This is a genomic window from Kitasatospora sp. NPDC089913, from assembly GCF_044748625.1.
GTDB lineage: Bacteria > Actinomycetota > Actinomycetes > Streptomycetales > Streptomycetaceae > Kitasatospora.
The window spans coordinates 57493-81016 of the sequence record NZ_JBIVGI010000019.1; the positions used below are offsets into that span (position 1 = coordinate 57493).

Sequence of the window (23524 nt, forward strand, 5' to 3'; positions counted from 1 at the left end):
GCGGCCGTCACCCTCGCCCGGGTGGCCGACGGCGGATCGGTACTGTGGCCGGACACCGCGTTGAGAGGTTCCCTCCCCCATGGCCAAGAACGCCGCCGAACCACGCCCCGCAGCCCGCAGGCCCCTGCTGCAGCTGACCGGCGTCAGCCGCTCCTACGGCGAGCGGGAGGTGCTGCACCCCGTGAGCCTGTCGCTGGCCGCCGGAGAGTGCGTGGCGCTGCTCGGACACAACGGATCGGGCAAGTCGACCCTGCTCAGGGTCGCGGCCGGACGGGACGCTCCCAGCAAGGGCACCGTGGTCTTCGACGGCATCCCGATGGACGAGAACGACCCCCGGGTCCGGGCCCGGGTCGCGGTGGTCGGCGACACCGTCGCCTGCTACCCCGACCTGACCGTCCGCGAGCACCTGCTGCTGGTCGCGGTCGCGCACGGGGTCGCGGACGCGCCCGACTGGGTCGCCCACGTGCTGGAGGACCGGATGCTCACGGAGCGGGCCGACGCGCTGCCCTCGGCCCTCTCCTCCGGGCAGATGCAGGCGCTGCTGCTGGCCTGCGCGCTGGTGCGCCCGCGCGATCTGCTGCTGCTGGACGAGCCCGAGCAACGGCTCGACCCGGACGCCCGCCGCGCCCTCGCCGACCTGCTGAAGGCCGAGCTGGCCGACGGCGTCGCGGTGCTGCTGGTCACCCACCACACCGACCTGGCCCTGGACGTGGCCGACCGGGTGGTGGTGCTGGAGGACGGCAGGATCCTCAAGCAGGGCGCCACCCGCAAGGTGCTGGCGGCGGATCTCGCGGCCCGCACCGCCGCCGGATCGGCGGGTACCCGGTGACCGCCGTTCCTGCCCCGGAAGCAGCAGCCGGGACCGACGACGAGCGGACCGGAGAGGACCGGACGGAGGAGGACGGGACGGACAGCGGCTCGACGGTCGGTGACGAGACCGACACCGATTCCGACGACGACCCGATCGACGACGACTCGATCGACGACTGGACCGACGAAACTCTCGCCCTGCTCCGCGCCCTGCGCGCCCCCCACCGGCGCAACCGCGCCAAGTCGGTCGGCTTCGCCGTCTACTGCGTGATCCTCGTCCTGATCATCTGGGGCGGCGTGCCCAGCCTCGGCCTGTTCCTGCAGGCGTCCATGGGCGCCGACTACACCGGCCACGGCGCCGATCTGCTCGCCGCGATGCCCTCCGGTATCACCGCGATCGGACTGGTCACCTTCCTGCTGCTGGTCCGGGACGGCCTGTGGCGCGGCCCGGTGGTGCCGCCCCGGGCGGCGGCCGACTGGCTGCTGATCCACCCCGTCCGGCCCCGCCCGGTGCTCCGGCCGTGGTTCTGGCTGTCCTGCGCCGTGGCCGCGTTCCCCGGTCTGGTGGCGGCGGTCGGAGGCATGGTCGCGCTCGGGCTCACCGTCCGGACCGGACTGCCGGCCGCGCTCGGCTGGTGCCTGCTCGGGGGCCTCTGCGTGCCGCTCCTGGCCACCTGCGCAGCGCTGGTGGTGGAGCGCAGCGACCGCGCCGCCCGCTGGGTGCGCCGGCTCACTCCGGGTCTGACGCTGCTGATCATCGCGCTGGCGGGGCAGAGCGCGCTGGCCGTCGCCGGTCACCCGGTGCGCTGGCTGGAACTGGTCGAACTGTGGTCGGGGCCCTGGGGCTGGGCCGCGATCGCCGCGCTGGCGCCGACCCCGGCCGCCGTGGCGGGCGGCTGGGTGGCCGCCGCACTGCTGCTGGTCTCGACCGGTGCCGCCCTGGTGCTCGCCGACCGGGCCGCCGCGACGGTGCCGCTGGCCCGGCTGCGGGAGCGGGCCAGGACCGCCGCCGGGGTGCTGGCCGCGCTCCGGACGGTCGAGCTGCGCAGCGCGCGGCTGGCGGTGAACAGCGCCAACGGCAGCGCCCGGCAACGCCGGCTCCGGCTGCCCGCGCCCCGGCGGGCCTGGCTGGTGGTGCCGTGGCGGGACACCCTCGCCCTGCTCCGCTCCCCCGCCCGGCTGGGCCGCGCGGCGGTGCTGACCGTGCCCGCGCTGCTCTGCGCCGTCCTCGCGCACGGCGCGACGGGCGGTCTGTCCTGGCTGGCCACCGCCGTCGCGCTGATCTTCGGCTACCTGGCCGTCGCGCAGCTGCTGGAGCCGGCCCGGATCGAGACGGACGACGTCCGGCGGGCCTCCTGGTCGCCGTATCCGTTCGCCTCCCTGATGCTGCGCCATGCCGTCGTTCCGACGCTGGCCGGGGTCCTGCTGGGGCTGGCCTGCACGGGGGCGCTGCTGGCGGCGGGCACCGGCCCGGCGGCCTGGCTCGCACCGGCCGCAGCCCCGGCCCTGGTCGCGGCGGGACTGGTGAACGCCTGCCGCGGGGTGCTGCGCAAGGACCTGCTGTTCTCCCCGACCCAGGGCACCGGCGGCGGTCCCGGCCCGGCGCTGTTCGCCGCCTGGTACGCGGCCGGGCCCGCCGTGGGCGTGGCGGCGCTGACGCCGATGTTCTCCTCGGCGCTGCGCGGCGGGGCGGTCGTGCAGGTCGGCAAGGCCGCCCTGATGGCGGTGGTGGTCGCGGTGCTGCTGCTGCGCTGGGCGCAGGCCAGGGCGGCGAAGATGAGCAGGGCCCGCCCCGGGGAGAGCGCTTCCTAGACCCGTACCGCGACGCTCGACGCTCCGGACGCTCCGGGGCGCGGGGCGCGGGGCGCACCACCGCCCGGGCCCGGTCCGCACTCCTGCGGGCCGGGCCCGTGGTCGCTCGGGAGGGGGCGGCCCGGGCCGTTCAGATCACCGGCGTCACCCCGGCCCGGCGCGGTGTCCGTCCGCGGTCCGGGTCACGGCGGCGGCGTGGGCCGGCAGCAGTCGGCGGTCCGGTGCCGACGGAGCGCCGCGGCGAGCGGGCCGGGGGCGATCGCGGGGGTGCGTCCGAAGTCCGGGTCTCGGCTGGTGGGAAGCGCCGCCAGGGCGTCCCGGACACCGGCGCACAGTCCGTGGCTGGGCCGGACCCCCTCGAAGGCGGCCAGGGCCGCCGAGCGGACGTCCTGCCGCCCGGCCAGTCGGCGGGCCTGGTCCTGCCAGTGCCCGGCCTCCCGCCGGTCGCCCCGGCCGGCGGCGAGGCAGGCGAGGGCGTGGGCGGCCTGGAAGCAGCCCGCTCCGGCGGCGAGCTGCCACCAGGTGCGCGGCCCGTCCGCCAGTGCCCGGCGCGTGGTCGCGCCGTCCTCGCCGTCGCCTTCGTGGACCGCCAGGTGGCACAGGGCGCCGAGGACGAGCGCCCCGCGCGGGTCGATCGCCGGTGTGTCCGCCAGTGCCGCGATCCACTCCGCCGCCCGGGCGTCCTCGACCACGAGGTGGCACAGGGCCAGCAGCTCGAACCGGCCGCAGTCCAGACGGACCGCCGCCGACGGTGAGGGGCGCTCCGCCGTACGGCACGCCAGGCGGGCGGCGATCCTGGCCGGCGCCCCGTCGAGCCAGACGCTGGCCCGGCTCCTGGTCACGGGCTCCGGCAGCCGCACCTCCGCCAGCGGCGACCAGGCCGGAGCGCCCGGCTCCGTGGCCCCGGGGGCGGCCTCGGACCGCGCCACGACGGCGCGGTGGATGTCGATCACTGCTCTTCCGCGTTCTCGGCGCCCTGTTCGTCCAGGCCCAGCGCCGAGGCGAGCCGGCGGCGGGCGTCGCGGCGCAGGCTGTACACCCCGCTCCTGGTGATCCCCATGACCCGTGCGGCGGTCACGACCGGGTGGCCGAGCACATAGGTCAGCACGACCACGTCGTGCTGCCGCTCCGGCAGTCCGCCGATCGCCGCGAACAGGCCGATCCCGCTCTCCAGTGCCTGGAACGCCTCCCTGGCGTCGGCCATCGCGAAGGCGAACGCGGCGGAGGTGAAGGCCGACGGCCGGGCACGCAGCACCAGCGTGTCGTCGATCGTCGCCCGCAGCACACCCCAGCAGAACTCCTCCACGTTCTCCTGCCGCAGGACGACGTCCCAGTGGGCCGCGAGGTCCGCGAAGACGTCGTCGACCAGGGCGTCGGCGGCGTCGGCGTCACCGAGGTGCAGGCGCGCGTACTCCCAGTACGCCTCGCCGTACATCACCAGCAGGGCCACCAGGTCGTCGGGGAGGGAGGTGTCCGCCGCGAGGCCGCCGACCTCGGCCCCGGCGGTCGGCTCGGGAGGTCCCTGGCGGGCCTCGGGGACCGGGGCGTTGTCGTGCGCATCCGCGCGGCCACTGCCGTCGATGCCGACCATGGGGCTTCCGTCCTCCCGCCTCCGGGGCCGGACCGACCGTCGGTCCGGACCTCGGGGCCTGCTCGGGACCAGACAATCGACCCGGCGCCTCGCATCTGCGGACCGGGCCGGGGTTGAACGGAGTTGTCCGAAGAACACGCGTGCCCGACCGTCGGTCCGCGTCCGGCGTGATCGTTCGGTCAGCGTCCGGTCAAGGCCGGTCGGCGGTCGGCGGTCGGCAGTCGACGGCTTCCCCGGCGGCGGCGACCGGGGCCGGGCGACAGGCGACCGGCGACCGGCGACGGGCGACGACCGTCGACGACCGGCGCCGGACGATCGGCCACGACCGGGGCCGGCCGGCCGGTACACAGCTGATACACGACTGCGCGACAGCGGAAGCCGCGCCACGACCGGGCCGAAGTGCCGGTCGCCGAGCCTGTAGGCACACCCGGAGGCGACCGCCCCGGGACCTTGTCCCTCGGAGTCCGGGAGGCCGCCACCGTGTCAGTCACCATCCAGTCCGAAGACCGAGACCAGGACCGAAACCCGGGCCGGGACGGCGACGGAGGCCACTACCGCGAGCAGGACCGGGACCGGCGTACCGGGCCCGGTCGGCTCCCCCCGCTCCGCCGCAGGACGCTGGGGATCCTGGCCCTCGTCGTGCTCGCCGGAGCCGGCGGTGCCACCCTGGCCACCCGGCACGACGGGGACACGGTCGCCGCCGCCACCACTCACGTCAACGCGGCGCCGGTGCTGCCGGCGCCCGAGGCGATCGCCGCCCTCGGCCTCCCGTGGCCGGAGGAAGGACAGTCGGCGGTCGCGGCGGCCAAGGTCGGCGTGCTCGGCGTCCAGGGACCGCAGCAGCCGGTGCCGATCGCGAGCGTCACCAAGGTGATGACGGCGTACGTCGTGCTGAGGGACCACCCGCTCAAGGACGGCGAGGACGGACCGACGATCACGGTCGACGCGCAGGCCGCCGCGGAGGCGGGTTCGGTGGACGAGTCCACCGCCCCCGTCACCGCCGGGCAGCGCCTGAGCCAGCGCAAGCTGCTGGAGGTGATGCTGCTGCCCTCCGCCAACAACGTGGCCCGGCTGCTGGCCCGGTGGGACGCGGGCAGCGAGGAGGCGTTCGTGTCCCGGATGAACGCGGAGGCCGCCCGGCTGGGGATGAGCGGCACCACCTACACCGGGGCCAGCGGCCTCGAGGCCAGCACCGTGTCCACCGCCGCCGACCAGCTCAAACTGGCCCGCGAGGCGATGAAGGAACCCGCGCTGCGGGCCACCGTGGCCCTGCGCGACACCGAGCTCCCGGGCCGCGCCACACCGCTGCACAACACCAACAAACTGCTCGACCTGCCCGGGGTGGTGGGCCTGAAGACCGGTTCGACCACCTCGGCCGGCGGGAACCTGATGTGGGCGCTGGAGGTCGCCGACGGCAGGAGCGGCTCGGGGCGGCGGCTCGTCTACGGCGTGGTGCTCGGCCAGCGCGCCGGCACCACCCCCTCCGACGGCCTGCGGGCCGCCCTGGAGCGCAGCGGTCGACTCGTCGACGCCCTGCGGCAGAAGCTGCCCGCCGTCCTGCCGGCGCTCGACGGCGGTCAGCAGGAGTGGTCATGAGCACGAGCACGCACACCGGCGCCGCGCCCACGACGCCCCCGGCTGCGGACACCGCCGTACCGGCCCCCGGACCCGGCGAGGACGGCGGGCACCGGCCCCGCCACCGGACGGTCGTCCACGGCCGTCTCCACAGTCACCTCCACCGTTGCCTCCACCGCGTCGTCAGCCGTCCGACCCGCCCTGCCGCAGGGCAGCGCGGGCGGCTGATCGCAGGCGCCGCCGTCGCCCTCGCCGCCCTGCTGGTCGTGAGCCCCTGGCTGCCGAACGACCCGTTCAACCTCGGCAGCCTCTGGCAGACCGTGCTGCCCTGGTCGGGCCTGGGCATCGCGCTGCTGCTGCTCCTCGCGGCACTGCGGCGCTCCGCCCTGGCAGCGGTGGCCGTCCTGCTGCCCGCCCTGGTCTGGAGCGTGCTGTTCGCACCCTCCCTGGTCGACAAGCGCGCGGGCGGCGGGGACCTCGTCGTCGTCAGCCACAACGTGAACGAGGACAACCCCGACCCGCGCCGGACGGCACTCGCCCTGGCCGCCTCGGGAGCCGACGTCGTGGCGGTGGAGGAACTGGCGAGCCGGGCGCAGGAGACCTACCGGCGCGAGCTGGCCGCCACCTACCCCTACTCCGAGGTGCACGGCGGCATCGGACTCTGGAGCAAGTACCCGCTCCAGGGGGTGGAGACGGTGGAGATCATGCCGTGGACCCGGGCCCTGCGCGCCACCGTGCTCACGCCCAAGGGCCCCGTCGCCCTCTACACGGCGCACCTCGCCTCGGTCCGGGTGCGCCTGGACGTGGGGTTCACCACCTTCGCCCGCAACGAAGCGGCGGCCAAGCTCGCCGCGGCCGTGCGGAGCGAACCGCTGCCGAGGGTCGTCGTCCTGGGCGACCTCAACGGCTCCTTCGACGACTCCGCGCTGCGCACGCTCACCGGACCGCTGCGCTCGGCCCAGCAGGAGGCCGGCGACGGCTTCGGCTTCACCTGGCCCGCTCCGTTCCCGGTGGTGCGCATCGACCAGATCCTGGTCAAGGGCGTCACCCCGCGCTCCGCGTGGACCCTGCCGGACACCGGCAGCGACCACCTCCCGGTCGCGGCGTCCCTGCGGCTGTGACCGCCCTGACCGCCCGCCCCGCCCCCGGTGGCCGGCGCCCCGCAGCAGCCCCCCGACACCGAAGACCGGCCCCGGACGTGCTCAAATGATGACCCGACCCCCAGGCCATGACATCGGAGAGCTCTTGTCCGCCACCCGAGTACCCGACGCGGTCAGCGTGCTCCTCGTCGAGGACGACGCGGTCATCCGCCGCTCGGTCCAGCTCGCCCTGGAGCGCTACGGCTACCGGGTCGACGTCACCGGCGACGGGCTCGACGGCCTGGACGCCGTCCGGGCCGGCTCCCACGACGTCCTGATCCTCGACGTGATGCTGCCCGGCCTCGACGGCATCAGCCTGTGCCGGCGGGTCCGCGACGAGACCCTCACCCCCATCCTGATGATGTCCGCCCGCGGCGACGCCCTCGACGTCGTGTCCGGCCTGGAGGCCGGTGCCGACGACTACGTGGTCAAGCCCGTCGACATCCCCGTCCTCGTCGCCCGCATCCGCTCCCTGCTGCGCCGCGCCACCTTCCGCGACCACCCGGCCGCGGGGCCCGGGCGGGCGGACGCCGGACGGGCGGAGGCCGGGCGAGCCGCTCCCGGGCAGGAGGCGCCCGTACGGGAGGCGCCGGTGCGGGACGAGCCGCTGCGGGACGAGCGGATCGCGGCGGGCGATCCGGGCGGCCGCCACCGGCCCTCCCCCACCGGGAACGTGCCGGACCTGCTCACCTTCGGCGGCCTGACCATCGACCCGCGCGGCCTGGACGTCAGCCTGGACGGCCGTGCCGTCGCCCTCACGCCCACCGAACTGCGCCTGCTGCTGGTCTTCGCGGAAAACCCCGGCACGGTCCTGGACCGCCGCCACCTGCTGCGCGAGGTGTGGGACTACGGCTGGGAGGGCGACACCCGGGTGGTCGACCTGTGCGTGGTCCGGCTGCGCAAGAAGATCGGCGCCGACCGCATCGAGACCGTCCGCGGCTTCGGCTACAAGCTCCTGCGGGGCTGACGCGATGACCGCACGACGCGTCGGACCCCGCCTCCTGGACCCGCGCTCCCTGCGCTGGAAGATCACCGCCCTGGTCGCACTCGCCTGCGGTGCGGTCGCCCTGGTGATCGGCCTGCTCGTCCACCGGGCGACCGCGGAGCGCGGCGAGCGGACCGGGCGCGATCAGGCGATCGTTCAGCTCACCGCCGCCAAGCAGGAGTTCTCCCGCACCGGCCGGCGCCCCGACAACGCCTCCTTCGAGTCCCCGGCCGCTCTTCCCCAGCCACTGGCCCAGGCCGTCGAGGACTCGAAGGTTCCGGGCGAGTACTCCCTCTGGTACGACGTCAAAGCACCGAACTGGTACTGGATGTGGGCGGCCGTCCCGGTCGACGACGGCCGGGTGCTCACCGTCAGGACCGACATGAGCGCCACCGTGCGCAGTCTCCAACTGCTGGACCGCAGCATCGTCAAGGCCGCCCTCGCCGCCCTGGCCGTGGTCGTCCCCGTCACCGTGCTGGCGACGGAGCGGATGAACCGGCGCCTGCGCCACGGGTCCCGGACCGCACGCCGGATCGCGGACGGCGACCTCGACGCCCGGATCGGCCGCCGGGGCCGCGCCCGGGACGAGATCACCGAGATGTCCACCGCCGTGGACGAGATGGCCACCACGCTGCAGGGCCGGCTCGCCACGGAGAAGCGCTTCACCGCCGACGTCGCCCACGAACTCCGCACCCCGCTGATGGGCCTGGTCACGGCCGCCGGGCTGCTGCCCGAGGGCGACGAGGCCACCGAGCTGGTCCGCACCCAGGTCCGCACCCTGCGCGGACTGGTGGAGGACCTGCTGGAGGTCTCCCGCCTCGACGCCGGCGCCGAGAGCGCCCGACTCGACGAAGTCCCGCTGCGGGATCTCGTCGCCGAGGTGAGCAGAAGGGGCGACGGCGAGGTCCGGCTCCGGCTGACGACGCCCGCCACCGTCCGCACCGACCCGCGCCGCGTGGAGCGGATCCTCACCAACCTCGTCGCCAACGCCCACCGGCACGGCTCCGGCCCCGTCGAGGTCACCGTCACCGGCAGCCGGATCACCGTACGGGACCACGGACCGGGTTTCCCGGACGCCCTCCTCGCCGACGGACCGCAGCGCTTCCGCACCGGCGCCGCCGAACGCGGCCAGGGACACGGCCTCGGCCTCACCATCGCCACCGGGCAGGCGGCGGTCCTCAACGCCCGCCTGACCTTCACGAACGCCCCCGACGGCGGGGCCCTCGCCACCCTCGACCTCCCGGACAGCTGAACGCGCCCGGCCCGGCAACGCCGTCGGGTCCGCCTCGAAGCCACCGCGACCTGGATCTTCGCCACCGACGAAGGCGACGCCGCCTTTCTCGTCCAGCGCCTCTTCACCCACGAGGCCAGCGAACCACGAGCCCGCTGCAGCGGACTCCTGCCCATGGGGATACGGACACCCCCGTCTTCCTGTACCGCGCCCACAGGTGCCACGTCGTGTTCGGCTCCATGGACACCTGCACGACGAAGAGCTTCCCCGTCAATGGAGGCCCGCTCTTCGTCGAATTCCTCTGACCGGTCCGGCCGGGCGAGCCGCGTCGCCGGTCCGACCGAGGCTCGGACCGGCGACGGGCTGGCGCAGGTCCCTGCGGTCAGTTCAGCATCAGCGCGGACGCCTGGTTGTTGAAGCGGGCGTTATGGGAGAGCTGCCGGGCCCGGCAGCGGAGGCACGGGACATTAATGCGAACGATCACTCGAACAGGGTGGTGCTGCCGCGATGCCTGGGCCACACCGTCCCTTCCACCCCTCCCGAACGACAGCCGAATGCAGGACGACCCGCGAAGCGGGCGCCCACCTCCGGACCGACGCTCCGGTGGTCACCTGCTCCCGGCACAAAGCAGCTTCGTGATCCGCACGGAGCCGATGAACCCTTGGCTCCGCCCATCGGCGTCAGACGGTTGCCAGGAGTGCGCGGAAGCGCGTGTTCTCGCCGTCGGCGTACCGACCGAACCGGGCTGTGGCATCGCTGGTCACCACACGCACGAACACGGAGCGGGCCAACGGAGAGGCTTGAGACCACGCGGAGAACGCAGTGAGCCAGCCGAGAGCATCCCTCGGCTGCCAGCCGAACCCCATCAGCCGGACAGCGGTCTGCGCGGCATCCACCCAGGCGGGGCCGACCGCCGGCATCGCCCAGTCCACGAGGTGACCACCACTCACGGTGACCACGATGTTGTGCGGGTTGGTGTCCGTGTGCAACAGCGCCGAGCCGCAGAGCAGTTCGGCGTCCCCCGGGCCGAGCACCGCGCGGTAGCGCTCGACCAACGGCGTGATCTGCACGCCGACAGGTGCCGTGCACAGCCGAGCACGCTCCAGGACATCGGCAACGACACCGGCGTCCGCCGTTCCGGGCGCGAAATCGGCGTGCCGACCGTCCAGGTGGTCGAACACGACCAGGTGCCAACCGCCCGCAGCAGCCTCCCAGCACACCGCCGGCCCCACCGCCCGCACCGCCCCGTTCACCTGCACCTCGGTGCGCTGCGCCGTCACGCCCTCCCGATCGGAGACGGGCACCCCCTTGAGGAACAGGGTCCGCGTCTCGGTCGAGAGCACCAGCGCCGTCCGGCAGGTGATCCCCTCCGGCACCGTCCGCGTGGACAGCACCGCACCGAACTGCTCCTCCACCGCCCGCCGCACCTGTTGCGGCAGTTCTTCCCAGCCGGCGTGCGGATCCGGCACGCGAGACCCCTCTCCGTGAGGGGAGGGGACCCAACGGGACCCCTCCCCGAATCACATGATCAGCCCTGTGTCTGACCGCACTTGACGCAACGCATCTTGCCACTCCACATCTGGTACGAGTGCTCCCCGCCCCCGGGGCAGTTCTCCGAGGTGTGTCCCGCGATCTTGGTTCGCATGGCGTGTGCGTCCTCTCTCATCGGTGACGAACGGCCCGCCGGGACAACGGCGGCCGGAACCCGCGCCGACCGGGTGCCGTCACACGACGCCCGGTCGGACGGGCGCTGGGGATGGTGCGACCGACCGGGCCGGGCAGACCGACGGACTACGCCGCATTGACCGGCTCATCTCGGTAGAGCAGCGGAAACCGGTGTCCGAGGGTCGCAGCCGCGACGGCCGCCCGGACACGACGTTCGATGTACGGCTCGGTGAAGCGGGAGAGCAGGTCAGCAGTACGGACGTGCCGCTCTGGTCCAGGACGAGAACTTGGACGCCGAGCCGGCAGGCCCGCTCCATTGACGACTCCTCGGGTGAGGTGGGGGTGCCCCATTCCTACGCGGGCATCGCACGGAACGAGGCCGAGGAGGACTAGAAGCTCTCGAAGCGCCCGACGGCGGCACGATCGTGCACGTCGGCGTCGTCGGACTGCTCGTTGCTCTGACCGCTGAGGTCGGGCTCACCGGGGGCGGGGGTACCCTCCTGCGAGTCGATCATTGTTGTCGAACCCTTCCCAACGACGGAAGGTCTGCCGCACTCAGGCCGTGCCACTCGTCGAAGCCGTGGCTCCGCTCTATCAACTCGCGTTCGATCTCGTTCGGTTCGATCTCACTGTCCGGGTACTCCTCGTCGCACATCTCCGCGGTGGAAACCAATCGGAGGCCGCCAACTCCACGTTTTTCGAAGAAACTTGACAAGGCCTTCGGAACGGACGGCGTCTTCGCCCGCAAGACCCACGACGTCAAGAACTCTCCACTGCTGGAAGGGTTCGCCGAGTACGTAGCCCAGGAGGCGAAGGCCGTCGAACTGCGCTTGTTCGATCTCGGGATCGTGCCCGGCCTGCTCCAGACGCAGGAGTATGCGGAAGCAATTGCGGCCGGGGCCGTGCGTCGGGGGAGCGTCACGCAGGACCAGGCCGAGAAGCGAGTGGACTACCTCGCGGCCCGTCAGCTTCGGCTGCGTCGGGACCCGCCACCCCTTGTGCACGTCGTGATGGACGAGAGCTGTGTCCGTCGGACCGTCGGTGGACCGACTGTCATGGCTGCGCAGTTGGAGCTACTGGCCGAACTTTCAGCGCTTCCGCATACAGTCCTGCAAGTTGCGCCCTACGCCATAGGCGAGAACCGTGCCTTCGACCTGCCGGTGAACATTCTCACGCTGCCGAACAGGTCGCTGATGTCCTACGCCGAGTCGTCGCAGCAGGGGCACCTCGAACGGGACAGTGACTCCGTGGTGCCGATTCTGACGGCCTACTATCAGCTACAGGCCGCAGCCCTTTCACCGGTGGAGTCTGTGGCTCTGATCAGCCATCTACGGAAGGACCTGCCGTGAGCGAACCTGAGTGGTTCAAGTCGTCGTACAGCAGCAACGGCGGCAACTGCGTGGAGGTTGCAGCGAATCTGGCGACCTCGGCCGGCATCGTGCCGATCCGTGACTCGAAGGACCCCGAAGGCCCCTCCCTCGTCTTCCCGGCTGCCGAGTTCTCGTCGTTCCTCAGTGCGGTGCGCAATGGGGAGTTCGGCGCCGTCTGATGGTGTCTCCTCGAGGCCTGCCGACCGGACCCCGTCGCAACAGTGCGGCGGGGTTCCTCGGGACCACCGTCCACCGCCGCCGTGGTCCGTCCGGACGGACCACGGCGGCGGCGAGGGCGGCGAACCCGCCGTGGCCGGCGGGTCAGTGGACCGTGCCGGCGGTCGGGGCGAGCACGCCGGCGGTGACCAGGGCGATGATCAGGATGCCGAGAGCGATCCGGTAGATCACGAACGGCAGGAAGCTGTGGTGCGAGATGTACTTCAGGAACCAGGCGATCGCCGCGTAGCCGACGGCGAAGGCGATCAGGGTGGCGAGGACGGTCGGTCCCCAGGCGGGCGCCGGGCCCTCGCCGATCTTGAACAGTTCGAGCGTGCCGGAGGCGAGCACCGCGGGGATCGCCAGCAGGAAGGAGTACCGGGCCGCGGCCTCCCGGCTGTAGCCGAGGAACAGGCCCGCGCTGATCGTGCCGCCCGACCGCGAGACGCCCGGGATCAGCGCCAGTGACTGGGCTGCGCCGTAGACCAGGGCATGCGGGAAGGTCAGCGAGTCGATCTGCCGGGCGCTGCGGACGGCCCTGCTGCGGTCCGCGGCCGCCAGGACCAGGCCGAAGACGATCAGCGTGGTACCGATGATGCGCAGGTCCCGCAGCTGGGTCTCGATCGTGTCCTGGAACAGCTTGCCCAGCACCGCGATCGGCAGGGTGCCGACGATCACGAACCAGCCCGTCCGCGCGTTCGGGTCCCGGCGCAGTGCGGGCGTCCACAGCGAACGGATCCAGGTGGAAGCGATCGCGGCGATGTCCTTGCGGAAGTAGATCAGGACCGCGGACTCGGTGCCGAGTTGGGTGACCGCGGTGAAGGCGGCGCCCGGGTCGTCCCAGCCCAGGAGCGCGGAGAAGACCCGCAGATGGGCGCTGGAGGAGACCGGGAGGAACTCCGTGAGCCCCTGGACCAGGCCGAGTACGGCCGCGTGGAACCAGCCGATCACCGGACACCCGCCGCGCATGCCCGCTGTTCGCTTCGCATCGTGTCTTCCCGTTCCGCTCGGAGGAGGAGCCCCGGGTGACGGCCCCGGAACGGGCTGCCTGCCCCCGGCTGCGCGGCGCTCGCGCTCCCGGGTGGCCCGGGGGCGCGGCCAGCATGGCGGAGGCAGGCTGAACGTTTCCTGAAGACGCAGGTCACGGTCGCCGACGGGGGTCCGCTACCGCCGATCCGCCGCACGGCGCTGAACGGCCGCGAGCACCAGGGCCGCCGCGCACGCCAGCAGCGCTGCCGCGATCACCAGCGTCCAGCCGCGCCGGAAGCCGTCCAGCGCGGCCTGCGGCCCGTGCGGGGTGCCGATCAGGCCGACCGTCAGCGCCACGCCCACCACCGCGCCGATCTGCCGGGCCATCGTGGTGATCGCCGAGCCGGTGGCGAAACGGGTGGGCGGCAGCGCCGCGGCGGCGGACCCGATCAGGGTGGGCAGGGTCAGTCCCACGCCCAGGCCGGTGAGCAGCAGTCCGGGCAGCAGTTCGATGGCGTAGCCGGGCCGGAGTCCGACGGCGGCGGTCCACCAGCCGATCCCGGCGGCGAAGAGCAGGGTGCCGAGCGCGGCGACCCGTCCGGGGCCGAGCCGGCGCACCAGTACGGCGCTGCCCAGGGCGACCGGGGGCACCAGCAGCGGCCCGGGGGCGATGGCGAGTCCGGTGCGCAGCGCCGAGTACTCCCAGGCCTGCTGGCACCACAGGACCGAGGTCAGCAGCATGCCGGCGAAGGCGAGGGTGAACAGCAGGGCCGAGGTGTTGGCGGCGGCGAAGACCGGCACGCGCAGCAGCGGCAGTTCGACGATCGGGGCGTGGTGCCGCGCGGAGCGGCGCAGGAACCAGGCGGTCAGCAGGACGCTAGCGAGCAGGCCGCCCAGGACCCGGACCGAGAGCCAGCCCCACTCGTCGGCCTTGACCAGGGACACGGTGAGGGTGGCGATCGCGGCGGTGAGCAGGACGGCACCGAAGAGGTCCGGCAGCGGCCCGTTCCGCTCGGCGCGCAGCCCGGGCAGTACCCGGGTACCGACGGCGACGGCGGCGATGCCGACCGGGACGTTGGCGATGAACACCCACCGCCAGTCGGCCTCGACCAGCAGTCCGCCGAGCACCGGGCCGAGGCCGGCGGCGATCCCGCCGATCGAGGCCCAGGCCCGGATGGCGCCGGGGCGCTCGGCCGCGGGTGTGGCGTCGAGCAGCAGGGCCAGTGAGGTCGGCATCAGCGCGGCGGCGCCCGCCGCCTGGAGGACCCGGGCGGCGTCGAGCCAGCCGACGGCCGGGGCGAGGGCGCAGAGTGCGGAGGCGGCGGTGAAGACGGCCAGGCCGGCGAGGAACACCGTCCGGTGGCCGATGCGGTCGGCCAGCCGTCCGGCGGGGACCAGCAGTGCGGCGAAGACGATGGCGTAGCCGTTCAGCACCCAGGACAGGGTGGCCAGGCTGCTGCCGTGGAAGTGCTGCTGCATCGCCGGGACGGCGACGTTGACGATGAACAGGTCGAGGTTCGAGACGAAGACCGCGGCGGCGAGCACCAGGAACACGGCGCGGCGGTGGGGGCGGTCCCGGTCGGCCGGCAGGGTCGGCACGGTCGGCCCAGCCACTGGGTTTGATATTCCAACTGACTTCATGGCCCGGAACGCTAGCGGCAGTGAGTTTGAATACGCAACCCACTGTGGCAGGCTGGTGGAGTGACCCCGCACACCGATGCCCGCACACCGGCCGACCGCCCCGCCACCACCGCCCTGCCGGGCCGCCCCTGCTCCATCGCGGCCGCGCTGCAGGTCCTCGGCGAGAAGTGGGCGCTGCTCGCCGTGCGCGAGCTCTTCTACGGCAATCACCGGTTCGACCGGATCGCCCGCAACACCGGCGCCCCGCGCGACCGGCTCACCGCCCGGCTGCGCGCCCTGGAGGAGGCCGGCGTGGTCGAACGCCGCGCCTACAGCGAGCGTCCGCCGCGCTACGAGTACCACCTCACCGAGGCCGGCCGGGACCTCGCCCCGCTCACCCAGGCCCTGCTCGCCTGGGGAGACCGCTGGCTGTCGCCCGAGCCGCCCGTGGTGCTGCACCACCACCCGGGGCGCTCGGAGCACACGGGCCACCCGGAGCACCGGCACGACCCGGGTGGCCCGGACGACGCGCACGACCCGCACGGCCCGGACGCCCCGGACGCCCCGGACGCCCCGGACGACCCGGACAGCCCCGGCCACCCGTTGGACGCGGCCTGGACCTGCCGCACCTGCGGGGTGGAGGTGCGCAGCCCGGACGTCAGCCTGGAGGTCCGCTCCCCGGGCTGGGACCACCGGGGTCCCACCGTCCCCGGCAGTGCCGCGGCGTCCGCACCATGAACCGGAGCAGAGAAGGGGCGGGGCCGGCACCGAGGAGCTCTTGGGCTCCCGGGCCGACCCCGCCCCGTCGTGCGATCAGGACCGCGGGTCGCCGCACGCGATCGGCACGAGCACGAGCACGAGCACGCCCGCGGATCGTCATGCCGGCCGCTCGGACCGACATGTCCGCGGACCGGAGGTCAGGGGTGGAACCCCACCTCCGGGTCGGCCGCGTTCGGTCCGTCGAGCAGCGGCTGCCGGACGCCCTTCAGCTGAAGGTCGAAGAAGGCGGCGACGTACCGACGGGTGAGATCGACGGCGCGCCCGCTCGCGATGGTGGTGCCGGGCTGCGGGGGCAGGCCCAGTCCGTCGATGAGCACCGGGAAGTCGGTGAAGCTGTGGTGGTCGGTGCCCTCGACGGTCAGCCAACGCTTCCAGCCGTCGAGGCGGGGCCAGCTCTTCTCCCAGCTCTCGTCCTCGGCCTCGCCGTCCAGCGAGTGTCCGATCATCAGGAACGGCTTGCCGCCGATCCCGGTGGCGGGGACCAGGACGTCCATGGTTCCGTCCAGGTTCACCCCGGCCCGGATCCGGCAGTCGGTGAGCAGGGCCGGGACGGCGGCCGCGCCACCGGCGGAGTGACCGGCCATGCCGATCCGGTCGCGGTCGATCATCCGGGCGTAGCGCCACGCCGGGTGAGGGCGGCCGGTCAGTCGGTCGATGACGAACGAGACGTCCTTCGCCCGGCTCTCGTCCACCTTCGACCAGTCCTTGGGAACGCCGCACATCACACAGGGCAGCGTCCGCCCGTCCGGGAAGGTGGTGCCGGTGTTCTCGTAGGTGTGGTCGACCAGCGCGACGACGTAACCGCGGCTGGCCAGATCCTCGGCGAGGCCGGTGACGACCGTCCGCGCGTCGACGAAACCGGGTGACAGCACCACCAGCGGGTACTGGCCGCCCTGTGGACGGGCGCCGGTCGCCGACCAGGTCCGGACACCGGCGAGGACCTCGGTCGGGAGGGTGTTGCCCGGCAGCCGGGTGTCCATCATCGCGCGGGCCGCCGCGGCGGTCATGTAGGGGGCCGGGCCGCCCGTGCCGGCGTGGGCGGGATAGTACATCGAGACCATCAGCCGGCGCGGACCGGCGGCGGGCACCCACGGGTCCGGACGGTCCTGGTCCACCAGGTGCAGGATCTCCCGTCCGACCGCGTACGGTCCGGTCGGGCGCGGGAGTTCGATGCGGACGGCGGCCGGGTCGCTCGTCGTGGCGGGGCCGCCGGATGCGGCGGCACCGAACGCGGGGACGGCACCGAACGCGGGGGCGGCGGAGGAGGCAGCGGCGGATCCGGTCGGCGGCGGTGCGGCCGGGGCCGGGCCGGCGGCGGCGACGGACAGGGGCAGCGCAAGCAGCAGGGCTGCCGCGCCGACGGTGGCGCGAAGTCGTCTCATACCGGCGACGGTAGGTCGCGGGCACAGGAACTGACGTCCGCTCAGCGGTGGACCTGCCCCCTCCGGGAAGGGGCCTTCGCGCCCCCTAGGGGGTTCCTCCCCGGCCGTCCGCCGTCCGCCGTCCGCCGTCTGAGCCGGGGCCGTGAATTCCTCACCCGGACGCCGGACCGGGCGTTCGACCGGTGCTGGACCACGGGAAGCGGCGACTCCCGGCTGCTCGGTATGAGGAAGATCCTCGTGCCGGTGTCCTCGATCAACCGTACGATCGACGTCATCGGGCCCTGACCGGACCGCGGCCGCGCGGCGGTCCTCACGGCTGCCGCGCGGCCGCGCGGCGGTCCGGGCGACGTGCAGGCCCACGACCGCCGCCGCAGCCGCCAGGACGCACGTTCCCGCGGCCGCGCCCCCGCGCCCCCGCGCCCCCGGGAGCGTGCCGTGCGGGCGGCCCGCTCCTATGGTGGAAGGACCCCCCGCACGGGCAGGTGGATCGTGAACGGACCCGTCATCGACTACCAGGCCGTCTTCCAGGCGCTGCCGGGTCCGGCCGCGCTGCTGACCCGCGACCTGGTGTACGCGGACGTCAACGACGCCTTCCTGGCCGTGTCCGGACGCACCCGCGAGCAGCTCATCGGCCGCTACCTGTTCGACGTCTTCCCCGACAACCCCAACGACCCCTCGGCGAACGGTGTGCGCAACCTGCACGCCTCGCTCGAGCGGGTCATGGCCACCGGTGAGCGCGACACCATGGCCCTGCAGCGCTACGACGTCCAGGACCCCGAGCGCCCCGGCGTGTGGCACGAGCGGCACTGGAGCCCCGTGAACGCGCCCGTGCTCGCCCCGGACGGCACGGTGGCCCTGCTGCTGCACCGTGTCGAGGAGGTCACGGACCTGATCACGGCCCGCGGCTCCCACGACGGCGACCGCACCCGCGCCCTGGAGGCCGAGCTGTACACGCGTGCCCAGGAGCTGCAGGAGATCAACGAACGCCTTCGCGACGCCCACGCCCGCGAACGCGAGGTCGCCCTCCACCTCCAGGAGGCGATGCTCCCCGCGCCGCGCCCGCTCGGCCACCACCGGGCGGCCGTGCGTTACCGGCCCGCCGCCGGGGCCCTGAACGTCTGCGGCGACTGGTACGACCTTGCCGACCTGGCCGACCTGCCCGGCACGGCCCGCACCACGGTCGCGCTGGCGGTCGGCGACGTCGTCGGCCACGGACTGCGCGCCGCCGGTGTGATGGGCCAGTTGCGCAGCGCCCTGTCCGCGGCCTCCCGGGTCGCCGGCGGTCCCGCCACCGCCCTGGACGTGCTGGGCCTGTACGCCCGCTTCGTCGACGGTGCGGAGAGCGCCACCGCCGTGTCGGTCTTCGTCGACTGGACCGGGCACACCCTCACCTACAGCAGCGCGGGCCACCCGCCGCCCGCCCTGTGCGACCCCGACGGAACCGTGGCCTTCCTCGACCGCGCCACCGATCCCCCGCTCGGCGCCCGCCCGGAACACGTCCCGCGCCCCCAGGCCCGGACCGGCTTCACCGAGGGCTCCGTCCTCGTCCTCTACACCGACGGGCTGGTCGAACGCCGGCGCGAGGACATCGACACCGGCCTCGACCGGCTCGCCCGCTCCCTCTCCCGCCACCGCCGTGCCGACCCCGAGACCCTCGCCGACGCGCTCCTGACCGACCTCGTCCCGCCGGCCGGTCTGACCGACGACACCGCCCTGATCGTCCTGCGCCTCTGACCGCCGGGGCCCGCACGCCACCGGTCCCTCCGACGCGAGGAGAGGGGGAGGCCCGTGGCGGGCCTCCCCCTCTCCTCGCGTCGTGTCACGGCATCACGCGACGGCGCACACGGTCACCGGGTGAGATTGCTGGTGAACTCGTTGGCCGCGTCGTCGCAGTGCACCACCTTGTTCGGCCGGTTCCCCGGGCCGTCGCCGATGACCGGAGCCGGGGCGTCGACCGCCCACGGGTTGCCGCCGCTGCCGCGGGTGGCGGCCGAGCAGGATCCGTAGGCGTTGCCGTTGGGGGCGGTGGCGGGGAAGTTGGAGAAGTTCCTCCAGTCCCCGCCGCTGATTCGCTGGTTCGACGGGCGGCCGAGGTTGTCGGTCAGCCGGTCGTCGACGTAGAGGTACAGGTCGGGCATGTAGGACTGGAAGACGATCCCGTTGGACGGGGTCGCGTCGCCGTTGCGCTGGTAGTGCGTCGGCTTCACGGACCCGTCGGCGCAGAAGGCCGCGGCGATGTCCTGCCAGATCGGGGGCGCGTTGCCGATCATGGAGCCGCCCATGTTGTTGTTCCAGGATCCGGTGTTCTTGAAGAACATCGCGTAGACGTCGCCGGCGAACCGCTTCACCGCGTGGTTGGTCCTCAGGCTCGCGTCGACCTTGTCCACCCACGCCTTGACGTTGTCGTTGACCGACTTGTGGCCGATCATGGCGCGGTAGCCGTGCACACCGCCGCCGACGGCGCGGAAGTCGACGCACTGCTTGGCGTCGTCCACCCGTGCCCCGCGGAAGTGCGGGAAGTACGCCTGCCCCGGGGTGTCACCGTCGGTGTAGGGGTGGGAGATCTGGACGTTGCCGTACTCCAGCGCGTCCTGCGTGGTGTAGTCGATGTCCGGTGCCGCGATCCCGTAGTCCGCCTCGATCGTCTTCATGATCCTGGTGACGAAGTGGGGCAGGTGGGCGTTGCCGACCCGGGCCCGGTAGTTCGACCCGGCGCTGCCGTCGACGATCTTCCCGTCCTCGCCGACCACGAACGTCACGCTCACCTCGGACTTGATCTTGTAGCTGTTCGGGTCGCTGAAGGCCTGGGAAGCGGGCCTGGAGACATCAGGACGCAGGTTGGACATCGCCATCCAGACCGGGATCGACATCGCGGGGGCGGAACCGTCCGCGCGCGGGGCCCAGCCGCCGGCCCTGATGTCCTTCGCCCACTGGTCGGCCACGTCCCACGTCTGCTGCCCCGTGCACTCGCCGACGGCCTGCGCCGTCGGGCAGCGCGCCTCGGAGGTCAGACCGTGGGCGTCGGCCCCGTCCGGGTTGTTCCACAGCGGCCCCTGGTCGGCCAGGCCCAGCCCCCAGTCGTACAGGGCCTTCATGGACCGCACGGGCGAGTTGATCTCCGTCGACACCGGCCAGTTGGAGTTCAGCTCCTGGTTCGGGTCGAACACCGCGGCCGCGGTCAGCGAACGCTGGACGAAGGTGCCCCTGATCGGTTTGAAGGCCACGGAGTTCCACGCGATGTCGCGGTCGGCGGTGCCCGCCTTCGAGTAGTTCGTCAGTGTCACCTTCGGCGTGGAACCGAACCTGTACGCGCCCAGGGACACCCACTGGCCGTTGTTCGCGTTCTGGTCGACGTACCGCTCGTACGGACCGCCGACCGCGCCGCTGATGACGTACTTCGCGTCCTTGGTCTGCGCCCCGGTGTCGGGGACGTAGGCGTAGACGGCGGCGAGGTCGTACGACTTGCCCGCCGTCCACTCGCCCACGATCGTCATCCGGTTGCCGTCGCCGCCGTAGTGGTCCTCGTCACGGGTGTGGGTGTACCAGAAGTGGCCGCCGTGACCGCCCCCGATCGAGTGCAGATCGGCCTTCGCCTCGTAGTGCTGGTCCATGTCGGCGTGGAAGGTGAACTGGAACGTGCCCGTCGAGGCGGCCGCTCCGCAGGCCGACCAGGTCGGCGTGCCGGCGGGGACCGAGGTGACGACGTCGGAGCCCGCCGGGGCGCCGGCGCACACCGGAGTGCCGTTCTTCAGCCGGTAGCCGCGGCCCGGCTCGGCCCGCAGGGTCTGGTACTTGATGTTCTCGTGCCCGCAGGTCTGACTGCAGTCGGGCTTCCAGGTCGCGTTCTCCTGGTTCCACCAGAACTGGCGGTAGCAGGCCTCGTCCGGGCAGTCCACCGGGCTGGCGGGGTTGCAGTTGTTCATCGTGTTGCAGAAGGTGCCGATCGGCGGGCTGACCCGGGAGCGGTCGGCGGGGGTGGCCCACCAGGCGGGGTTGAAGCCGGCCGAGTTGAAGCCCGATTCGCCCTTCCAGTCCTGGCGTCCGTCTGTGCCGTAGGAGAAGCCGGCGTCGATGGACCAGGCGGACCAGCCCATCACCTTCATCTGGTACGGCCAGTACTGCGGGGTCGCCGCGTCCCGGATGTTGTTCGGGTTGAGGCTCACATCCATGAACGGGTGGTCCCAGGCACCCTTCTTGTACATCGGGTTGGCGGGGTTGTTGTACCAGCCCAGGCCCCAGGCGCCGCCGTTCCGGCCGGCCTCCGACTTCGGGTTGAAGCCGAGGTTGTAGTTCCAGGCCGCCGTGAACCAGTTCTCCGGACGGGACGGGTCGTCGTTGTTGACCGTGATCCGCTGCCCGTCGGCGTGCACCTCGTTCCACTTGTCGGCGAGGATCTTCATGGAGGCGGCGATGTTGGTGGCGTAGTCGACGGCGATCGCCTTCTGCAGCGCCGGCTCGAGGCTCGTCTCGCCGGGCTTCTCGTGCCCCTTCAGCCGCATGCCGTCGGTGACCTGGCCGACGCCGTAACCGCAGTCGGACTTGTCCCAGTTGATGCGCCAGTAGCCGAGCAGCGTGTCCTTCGCGCTGTGGCCGTAGTACCCGTCCACGGCTGCCAGCGGGCTGCCCGTCTGGCCGGGGATCGCGCCGGACTCGGCCTGCCACAGGTTGGACTCCTGCGCCAGGATGCCGAGCAGCACATTGGCGGGGATCCGTCCGCCGCCCTTGAGCTCCGGGCGGGGGAACAGCCCCTGCGGGTCGATCGTGAGCAGCCCGGCCTGGCCCCGGTAGTCGCCCTGCCGGATCCAGTTGCTGCGCAACTCGCCGCGGACGGCCATGTCCACCGCCCACTCGACCTGGTTGGGCGTCGGCTGCAGCGCCTGCACACCCATGTCGTTGCGGGAGACCGAGCACCAGCGGTCGGTGTCGCGGGGGTCGTGGGAGTCGGGCGCGCCCGCGGCCGCGGCCGTGGGGGGCGTCGTCCGCGGTTCGGCGTCGCCGGTCAGGGCGGGGGACGGATCGTCGGCGGGGCTCGGCTGCGCCGGGGCGACCCGCTGCCGGACCTCCTTGCCCGTCGCCGTGACGGTCGAGGTGACCGTCGTGGTGCCGTCGACCGGGGCCGGGGTCCCGGGACGTGTCCCCGAGGGGTCGGGGGCACCCGCCTCGGGGGCGGCCGCCCCGTCGAAGCCCTTCCCCGCCGCCTTGATCCGCGTCAGTCCGGCGCGGACACCGGGGGTGAGGACGGGGGCGACGGCGAGGTGGCCCTCGGAGGAGACCTCGGTGCCCGCCGGCGCGTCGAGGCGGGTGACTCCGCTCCCCTCCACGTCGACGGTCCGGGGACGGCCGGTGAGGAAGACGCGCCCCTGCGCGCCGGACACCAGCTCCAGCTCGCCGGGGTTCCCGGTGGCGACCGTGAGCGGCTCGTCGCCGCTGCCGCCGTACACCTTCGCCCGCGCGGTCCCCGAGTCCTTGCGGTCCACGAAGCCGACGCGGTCGTCCGCCATGGGGCGGATGTCGAAGGGGATGCTGTCGCCCCCGGCGAGCCGGCTGATCGTGCCCTTGCCGTCGATCCGGACGAGATCGCGGCCCAGACCGGCCACCACACCGTCCTTCACCGGCACCGCCGACGACACCTGCCCCCGCAGCTCGCCCGTCCTGGTGACGACGGTGCCCGCCGTGTCGACGGTGACGACCTGGGTCTTGACCTGCGCCGCGTCGTTCATGTCGCGGTACTGGGTGAAGGCGGCCGTGTGCGTGGTGGTGTTGCAGGCGGGGTCGAAGTAGGCGAGCGTGGCGGTGAACGGCAGCTTCGTCACCTCGCCCGTCCTGGTGTTGACGATCGCCGTGAACGCGCCGCCCTGCATCAGGTCGGGCTTGTTCGTGAAGGCGCGCGGGGCGTACACGGCGGCCACGTGCGAGTCGTCCATGACGCACTGGTTGCCGATCCAGGAGTCGGCCGGCATCCCGGGCTCCGCGAGCGCGGCGACCGTCCTCCACTCGTACGCCGCCGCCTCGTCGGCGACGAGTATCTTGAACGCCTCGGCGTCGGCCGCGCCGGTCACGGCACGGTCCTCGGAGGCCTTCCACTCCTTTCCCAGGGTCTGGTCCGGACTGTCCACGCGTAAGGAGGCGGCGGGTGGCGGCACGGCCCCGGCGGAGGGGGCCGGTGCGGCGGCGGCCGCAGGAGGGGCTTGGAGCAGGCCCGCGGTCAGGGCCGCGCAGGCGGCCGCCGCGGCGGCCGGCAGGCATGCCCGTCGGATGGATCGCAAGAGAGAAGTCCCCGTATCTCGTCGTTCGGGGGCTGTGCCCGCCCGGGCACAGCCGGGTCCACTCGCCGCGGCGGGGCGGGACGTTGAAGGTCCGGTGCCCCGCCGGGGCGGGT

General features: G+C 73.3%; 18 protein-coding genes. 10 read left to right on the forward strand and 8 right to left on the reverse strand.

Annotation, left to right across the window (positions count from 1 at the left end; genetic code table 11):
- Positions 1-79: 79 nt before the first annotated feature.
- The gene (locus tag ACIPYS_RS26305; protein ID WP_400750235.1) at positions 80-829 is read left to right on the forward strand and encodes an ABC transporter ATP-binding protein; all 750 of its coding nucleotides are present in this window, start codon (positions 80-82) and stop codon (positions 827-829) included.
- Complete coding sequence (locus tag ACIPYS_RS26310; RefSeq protein ID WP_400750238.1) at positions 826-2622, forward strand: hypothetical protein; 1797 nt, start codon at positions 826-828, stop codon at positions 2620-2622. The genes ACIPYS_RS26305 and ACIPYS_RS26310 overlap by 4 nt, the downstream gene beginning before the upstream one ends.
- Before the next feature lie 182 nt (positions 2623-2804).
- Here the strand turns inward: ACIPYS_RS26310 and ACIPYS_RS26315 are convergent, their stop codons facing one another.
- On the reverse strand, positions 2805-3575 hold the full coding sequence (locus ACIPYS_RS26315) for a hypothetical protein (protein WP_400750241.1): 771 nt from the start codon (positions 3573-3575) through the stop codon (positions 2805-2807).
- A complete protein-coding gene (locus ACIPYS_RS26320; protein WP_400750244.1) occupies positions 3572-4213 on the reverse strand; it encodes a sigma factor-like helix-turn-helix DNA-binding protein in 642 nt (213 codons plus the stop codon). Before ACIPYS_RS26320 ends, ACIPYS_RS26315 begins: the two co-directional genes overlap by 4 nt.
- A 480-nt stretch (positions 4214-4693) precedes the next feature.
- Between ACIPYS_RS26320 and ACIPYS_RS26325 the strand changes: the two genes are divergently transcribed.
- From ACIPYS_RS26325 to ACIPYS_RS26340, 4 genes are all read left to right on the forward strand, one after another.
- Positions 4694-5809, forward strand: coding sequence for a D-alanyl-D-alanine carboxypeptidase family protein (locus tag ACIPYS_RS26325; RefSeq protein ID WP_400750247.1), 1116 nt, complete (start codon positions 4694-4696; stop codon positions 5807-5809).
- Entirely contained in the window at positions 5806-6909 is a 1104-nt protein-coding gene (locus tag ACIPYS_RS26330; protein ID WP_400750250.1) for an endonuclease/exonuclease/phosphatase family protein, read from the forward strand. Before ACIPYS_RS26325 ends, ACIPYS_RS26330 begins: the two co-directional genes overlap by 4 nt.
- A gap of 88 nt (positions 6910-6997) precedes the next feature.
- Positions 6998-7894, forward strand: a complete 897-nt coding sequence (locus tag ACIPYS_RS26335) for a response regulator transcription factor (RefSeq protein WP_400750252.1) — start codon at positions 6998-7000, stop codon at positions 7892-7894.
- A 4-nt stretch (positions 7895-7898) separates the two neighbouring features.
- Complete coding sequence (locus ACIPYS_RS26340; protein ID WP_400750254.1) at positions 7899-9164, forward strand: sensor histidine kinase; 1266 nt, start codon at positions 7899-7901, stop codon at positions 9162-9164.
- A gap of 659 nt (positions 9165-9823) precedes the next feature.
- Here ACIPYS_RS26340 and ACIPYS_RS26345 read toward each other — a convergent pair.
- Together ACIPYS_RS26345 and ACIPYS_RS26350 are read right to left on the reverse strand one after the other, a co-directional pair.
- Positions 9824-10612: a phosphotransferase gene (locus ACIPYS_RS26345; RefSeq protein ID WP_400750256.1), complete on the reverse strand. Its 789-nt coding sequence runs from the start codon at positions 10610-10612 to the stop codon at positions 9824-9826.
- Positions 10613-11197: 585 nt separating this feature from the next.
- Positions 11198-11323, reverse strand: a complete 126-nt coding sequence (locus ACIPYS_RS26350; RefSeq protein ID WP_286158608.1) for a hypothetical protein — start codon at positions 11321-11323, stop codon at positions 11198-11200.
- A gap of 147 nt (positions 11324-11470) precedes the next feature.
- Between ACIPYS_RS26350 and ACIPYS_RS26355 the strand changes: the two genes are divergently transcribed.
- Both ACIPYS_RS26355 and ACIPYS_RS26360 read left to right on the forward strand, forming a co-directional pair.
- Positions 11471-12157 carry a DUF5753 domain-containing protein gene (locus ACIPYS_RS26355; RefSeq protein WP_400750260.1) on the forward strand — a complete coding sequence of 229 codons (687 nt, stop codon included), beginning with the start codon at positions 11471-11473 and terminating at the stop codon, positions 12155-12157.
- Positions 12154-12357, forward strand: coding sequence for a DUF397 domain-containing protein (locus tag ACIPYS_RS26360; protein WP_093864226.1), 204 nt, complete (start codon positions 12154-12156; stop codon positions 12355-12357). The genes ACIPYS_RS26355 and ACIPYS_RS26360 overlap by 4 nt, the downstream gene beginning before the upstream one ends.
- 142 nt (positions 12358-12499) lie before the next feature.
- On the opposite strand, the gene ACIPYS_RS26365 is transcribed toward ACIPYS_RS26360, so the two are convergent.
- Both ACIPYS_RS26365 and ACIPYS_RS26370 read right to left on the reverse strand, forming a co-directional pair.
- Positions 12500-13342, reverse strand: coding sequence for an undecaprenyl-diphosphate phosphatase (locus ACIPYS_RS26365; RefSeq protein WP_400750469.1), 843 nt, complete (start codon positions 13340-13342; stop codon positions 12500-12502).
- 216 nt (positions 13343-13558) lie between these two features.
- Complete coding sequence (locus ACIPYS_RS26370) at positions 13559-14977, reverse strand: MFS transporter (protein ID WP_400750264.1); 1419 nt, start codon at positions 14975-14977, stop codon at positions 13559-13561.
- 87 nt (positions 14978-15064) lie between these two features.
- Between ACIPYS_RS26370 and ACIPYS_RS26375 the strand changes: the two genes are divergently transcribed.
- Entirely contained in the window at positions 15065-15721 is a 657-nt protein-coding gene (locus tag ACIPYS_RS26375; RefSeq protein WP_400750267.1) for a winged helix-turn-helix transcriptional regulator, read from the forward strand.
- A gap of 179 nt (positions 15722-15900) precedes the next feature.
- On the opposite strand, the gene ACIPYS_RS26380 is transcribed toward ACIPYS_RS26375, so the two are convergent.
- Positions 15901-17145, reverse strand: a complete 1245-nt coding sequence (locus ACIPYS_RS26380) for an alpha/beta hydrolase family protein (RefSeq protein WP_400750270.1) — start codon at positions 17143-17145, stop codon at positions 15901-15903.
- Between the two features lie 489 nt (positions 17146-17634).
- Between ACIPYS_RS26380 and ACIPYS_RS26385 the strand changes: the two genes are divergently transcribed.
- Complete coding sequence (locus tag ACIPYS_RS26385; RefSeq protein ID WP_400750273.1) at positions 17635-18879, forward strand: PP2C family protein-serine/threonine phosphatase; 1245 nt, start codon at positions 17635-17637, stop codon at positions 18877-18879.
- A 113-nt stretch (positions 18880-18992) separates the two neighbouring features.
- On the opposite strand, the gene ACIPYS_RS26390 is transcribed toward ACIPYS_RS26385, so the two are convergent.
- Positions 18993-23261, reverse strand: a complete 4269-nt coding sequence (locus ACIPYS_RS26390; protein ID WP_400750276.1) for a hypothetical protein — start codon at positions 23259-23261, stop codon at positions 18993-18995.
- Between the last annotated feature and the right edge of the window lie 263 nt (positions 23262-23524).

Excerpts from the sequence above, each read along its gene's own strand:
- ACIPYS_RS26350 (WP_286158608.1), bottom strand. The coding sequence starts at position 11,323 with ATGATCGACTCGCAGGAGGGTACCCCCGCCCCCGGTGAGCCCGACCTC.
- ACIPYS_RS26330 (WP_400750250.1), top strand. The coding sequence starts at position 5,806 with ATGAGCACGAGCACGCACACCGGCGCCGCGCCCACGACGCCCCCGGCT.
- ACIPYS_RS26320 (WP_400750244.1), bottom strand. The coding sequence starts at position 4,213 with ATGGTCGGCATCGACGGCAGTGGCCGCGCGGATGCGCACGACAACGCC.
- ACIPYS_RS26340 (WP_400750254.1), top strand. The coding sequence starts at position 7,899 with ATGACCGCACGACGCGTCGGACCCCGCCTCCTGGACCCGCGCTCCCTG.
- ACIPYS_RS26380 (WP_400750270.1), bottom strand. The coding sequence starts at position 17,145 with ATGAGACGACTTCGCGCCACCGTCGGCGCGGCAGCCCTGCTGCTTGCG.
- ACIPYS_RS26305 (WP_400750235.1), top strand. The coding sequence starts at position 80 with ATGGCCAAGAACGCCGCCGAACCACGCCCCGCAGCCCGCAGGCCCCTG.
- ACIPYS_RS26335 (WP_400750252.1), top strand. The coding sequence starts at position 6,998 with ATGACCCGACCCCCAGGCCATGACATCGGAGAGCTCTTGTCCGCCACC.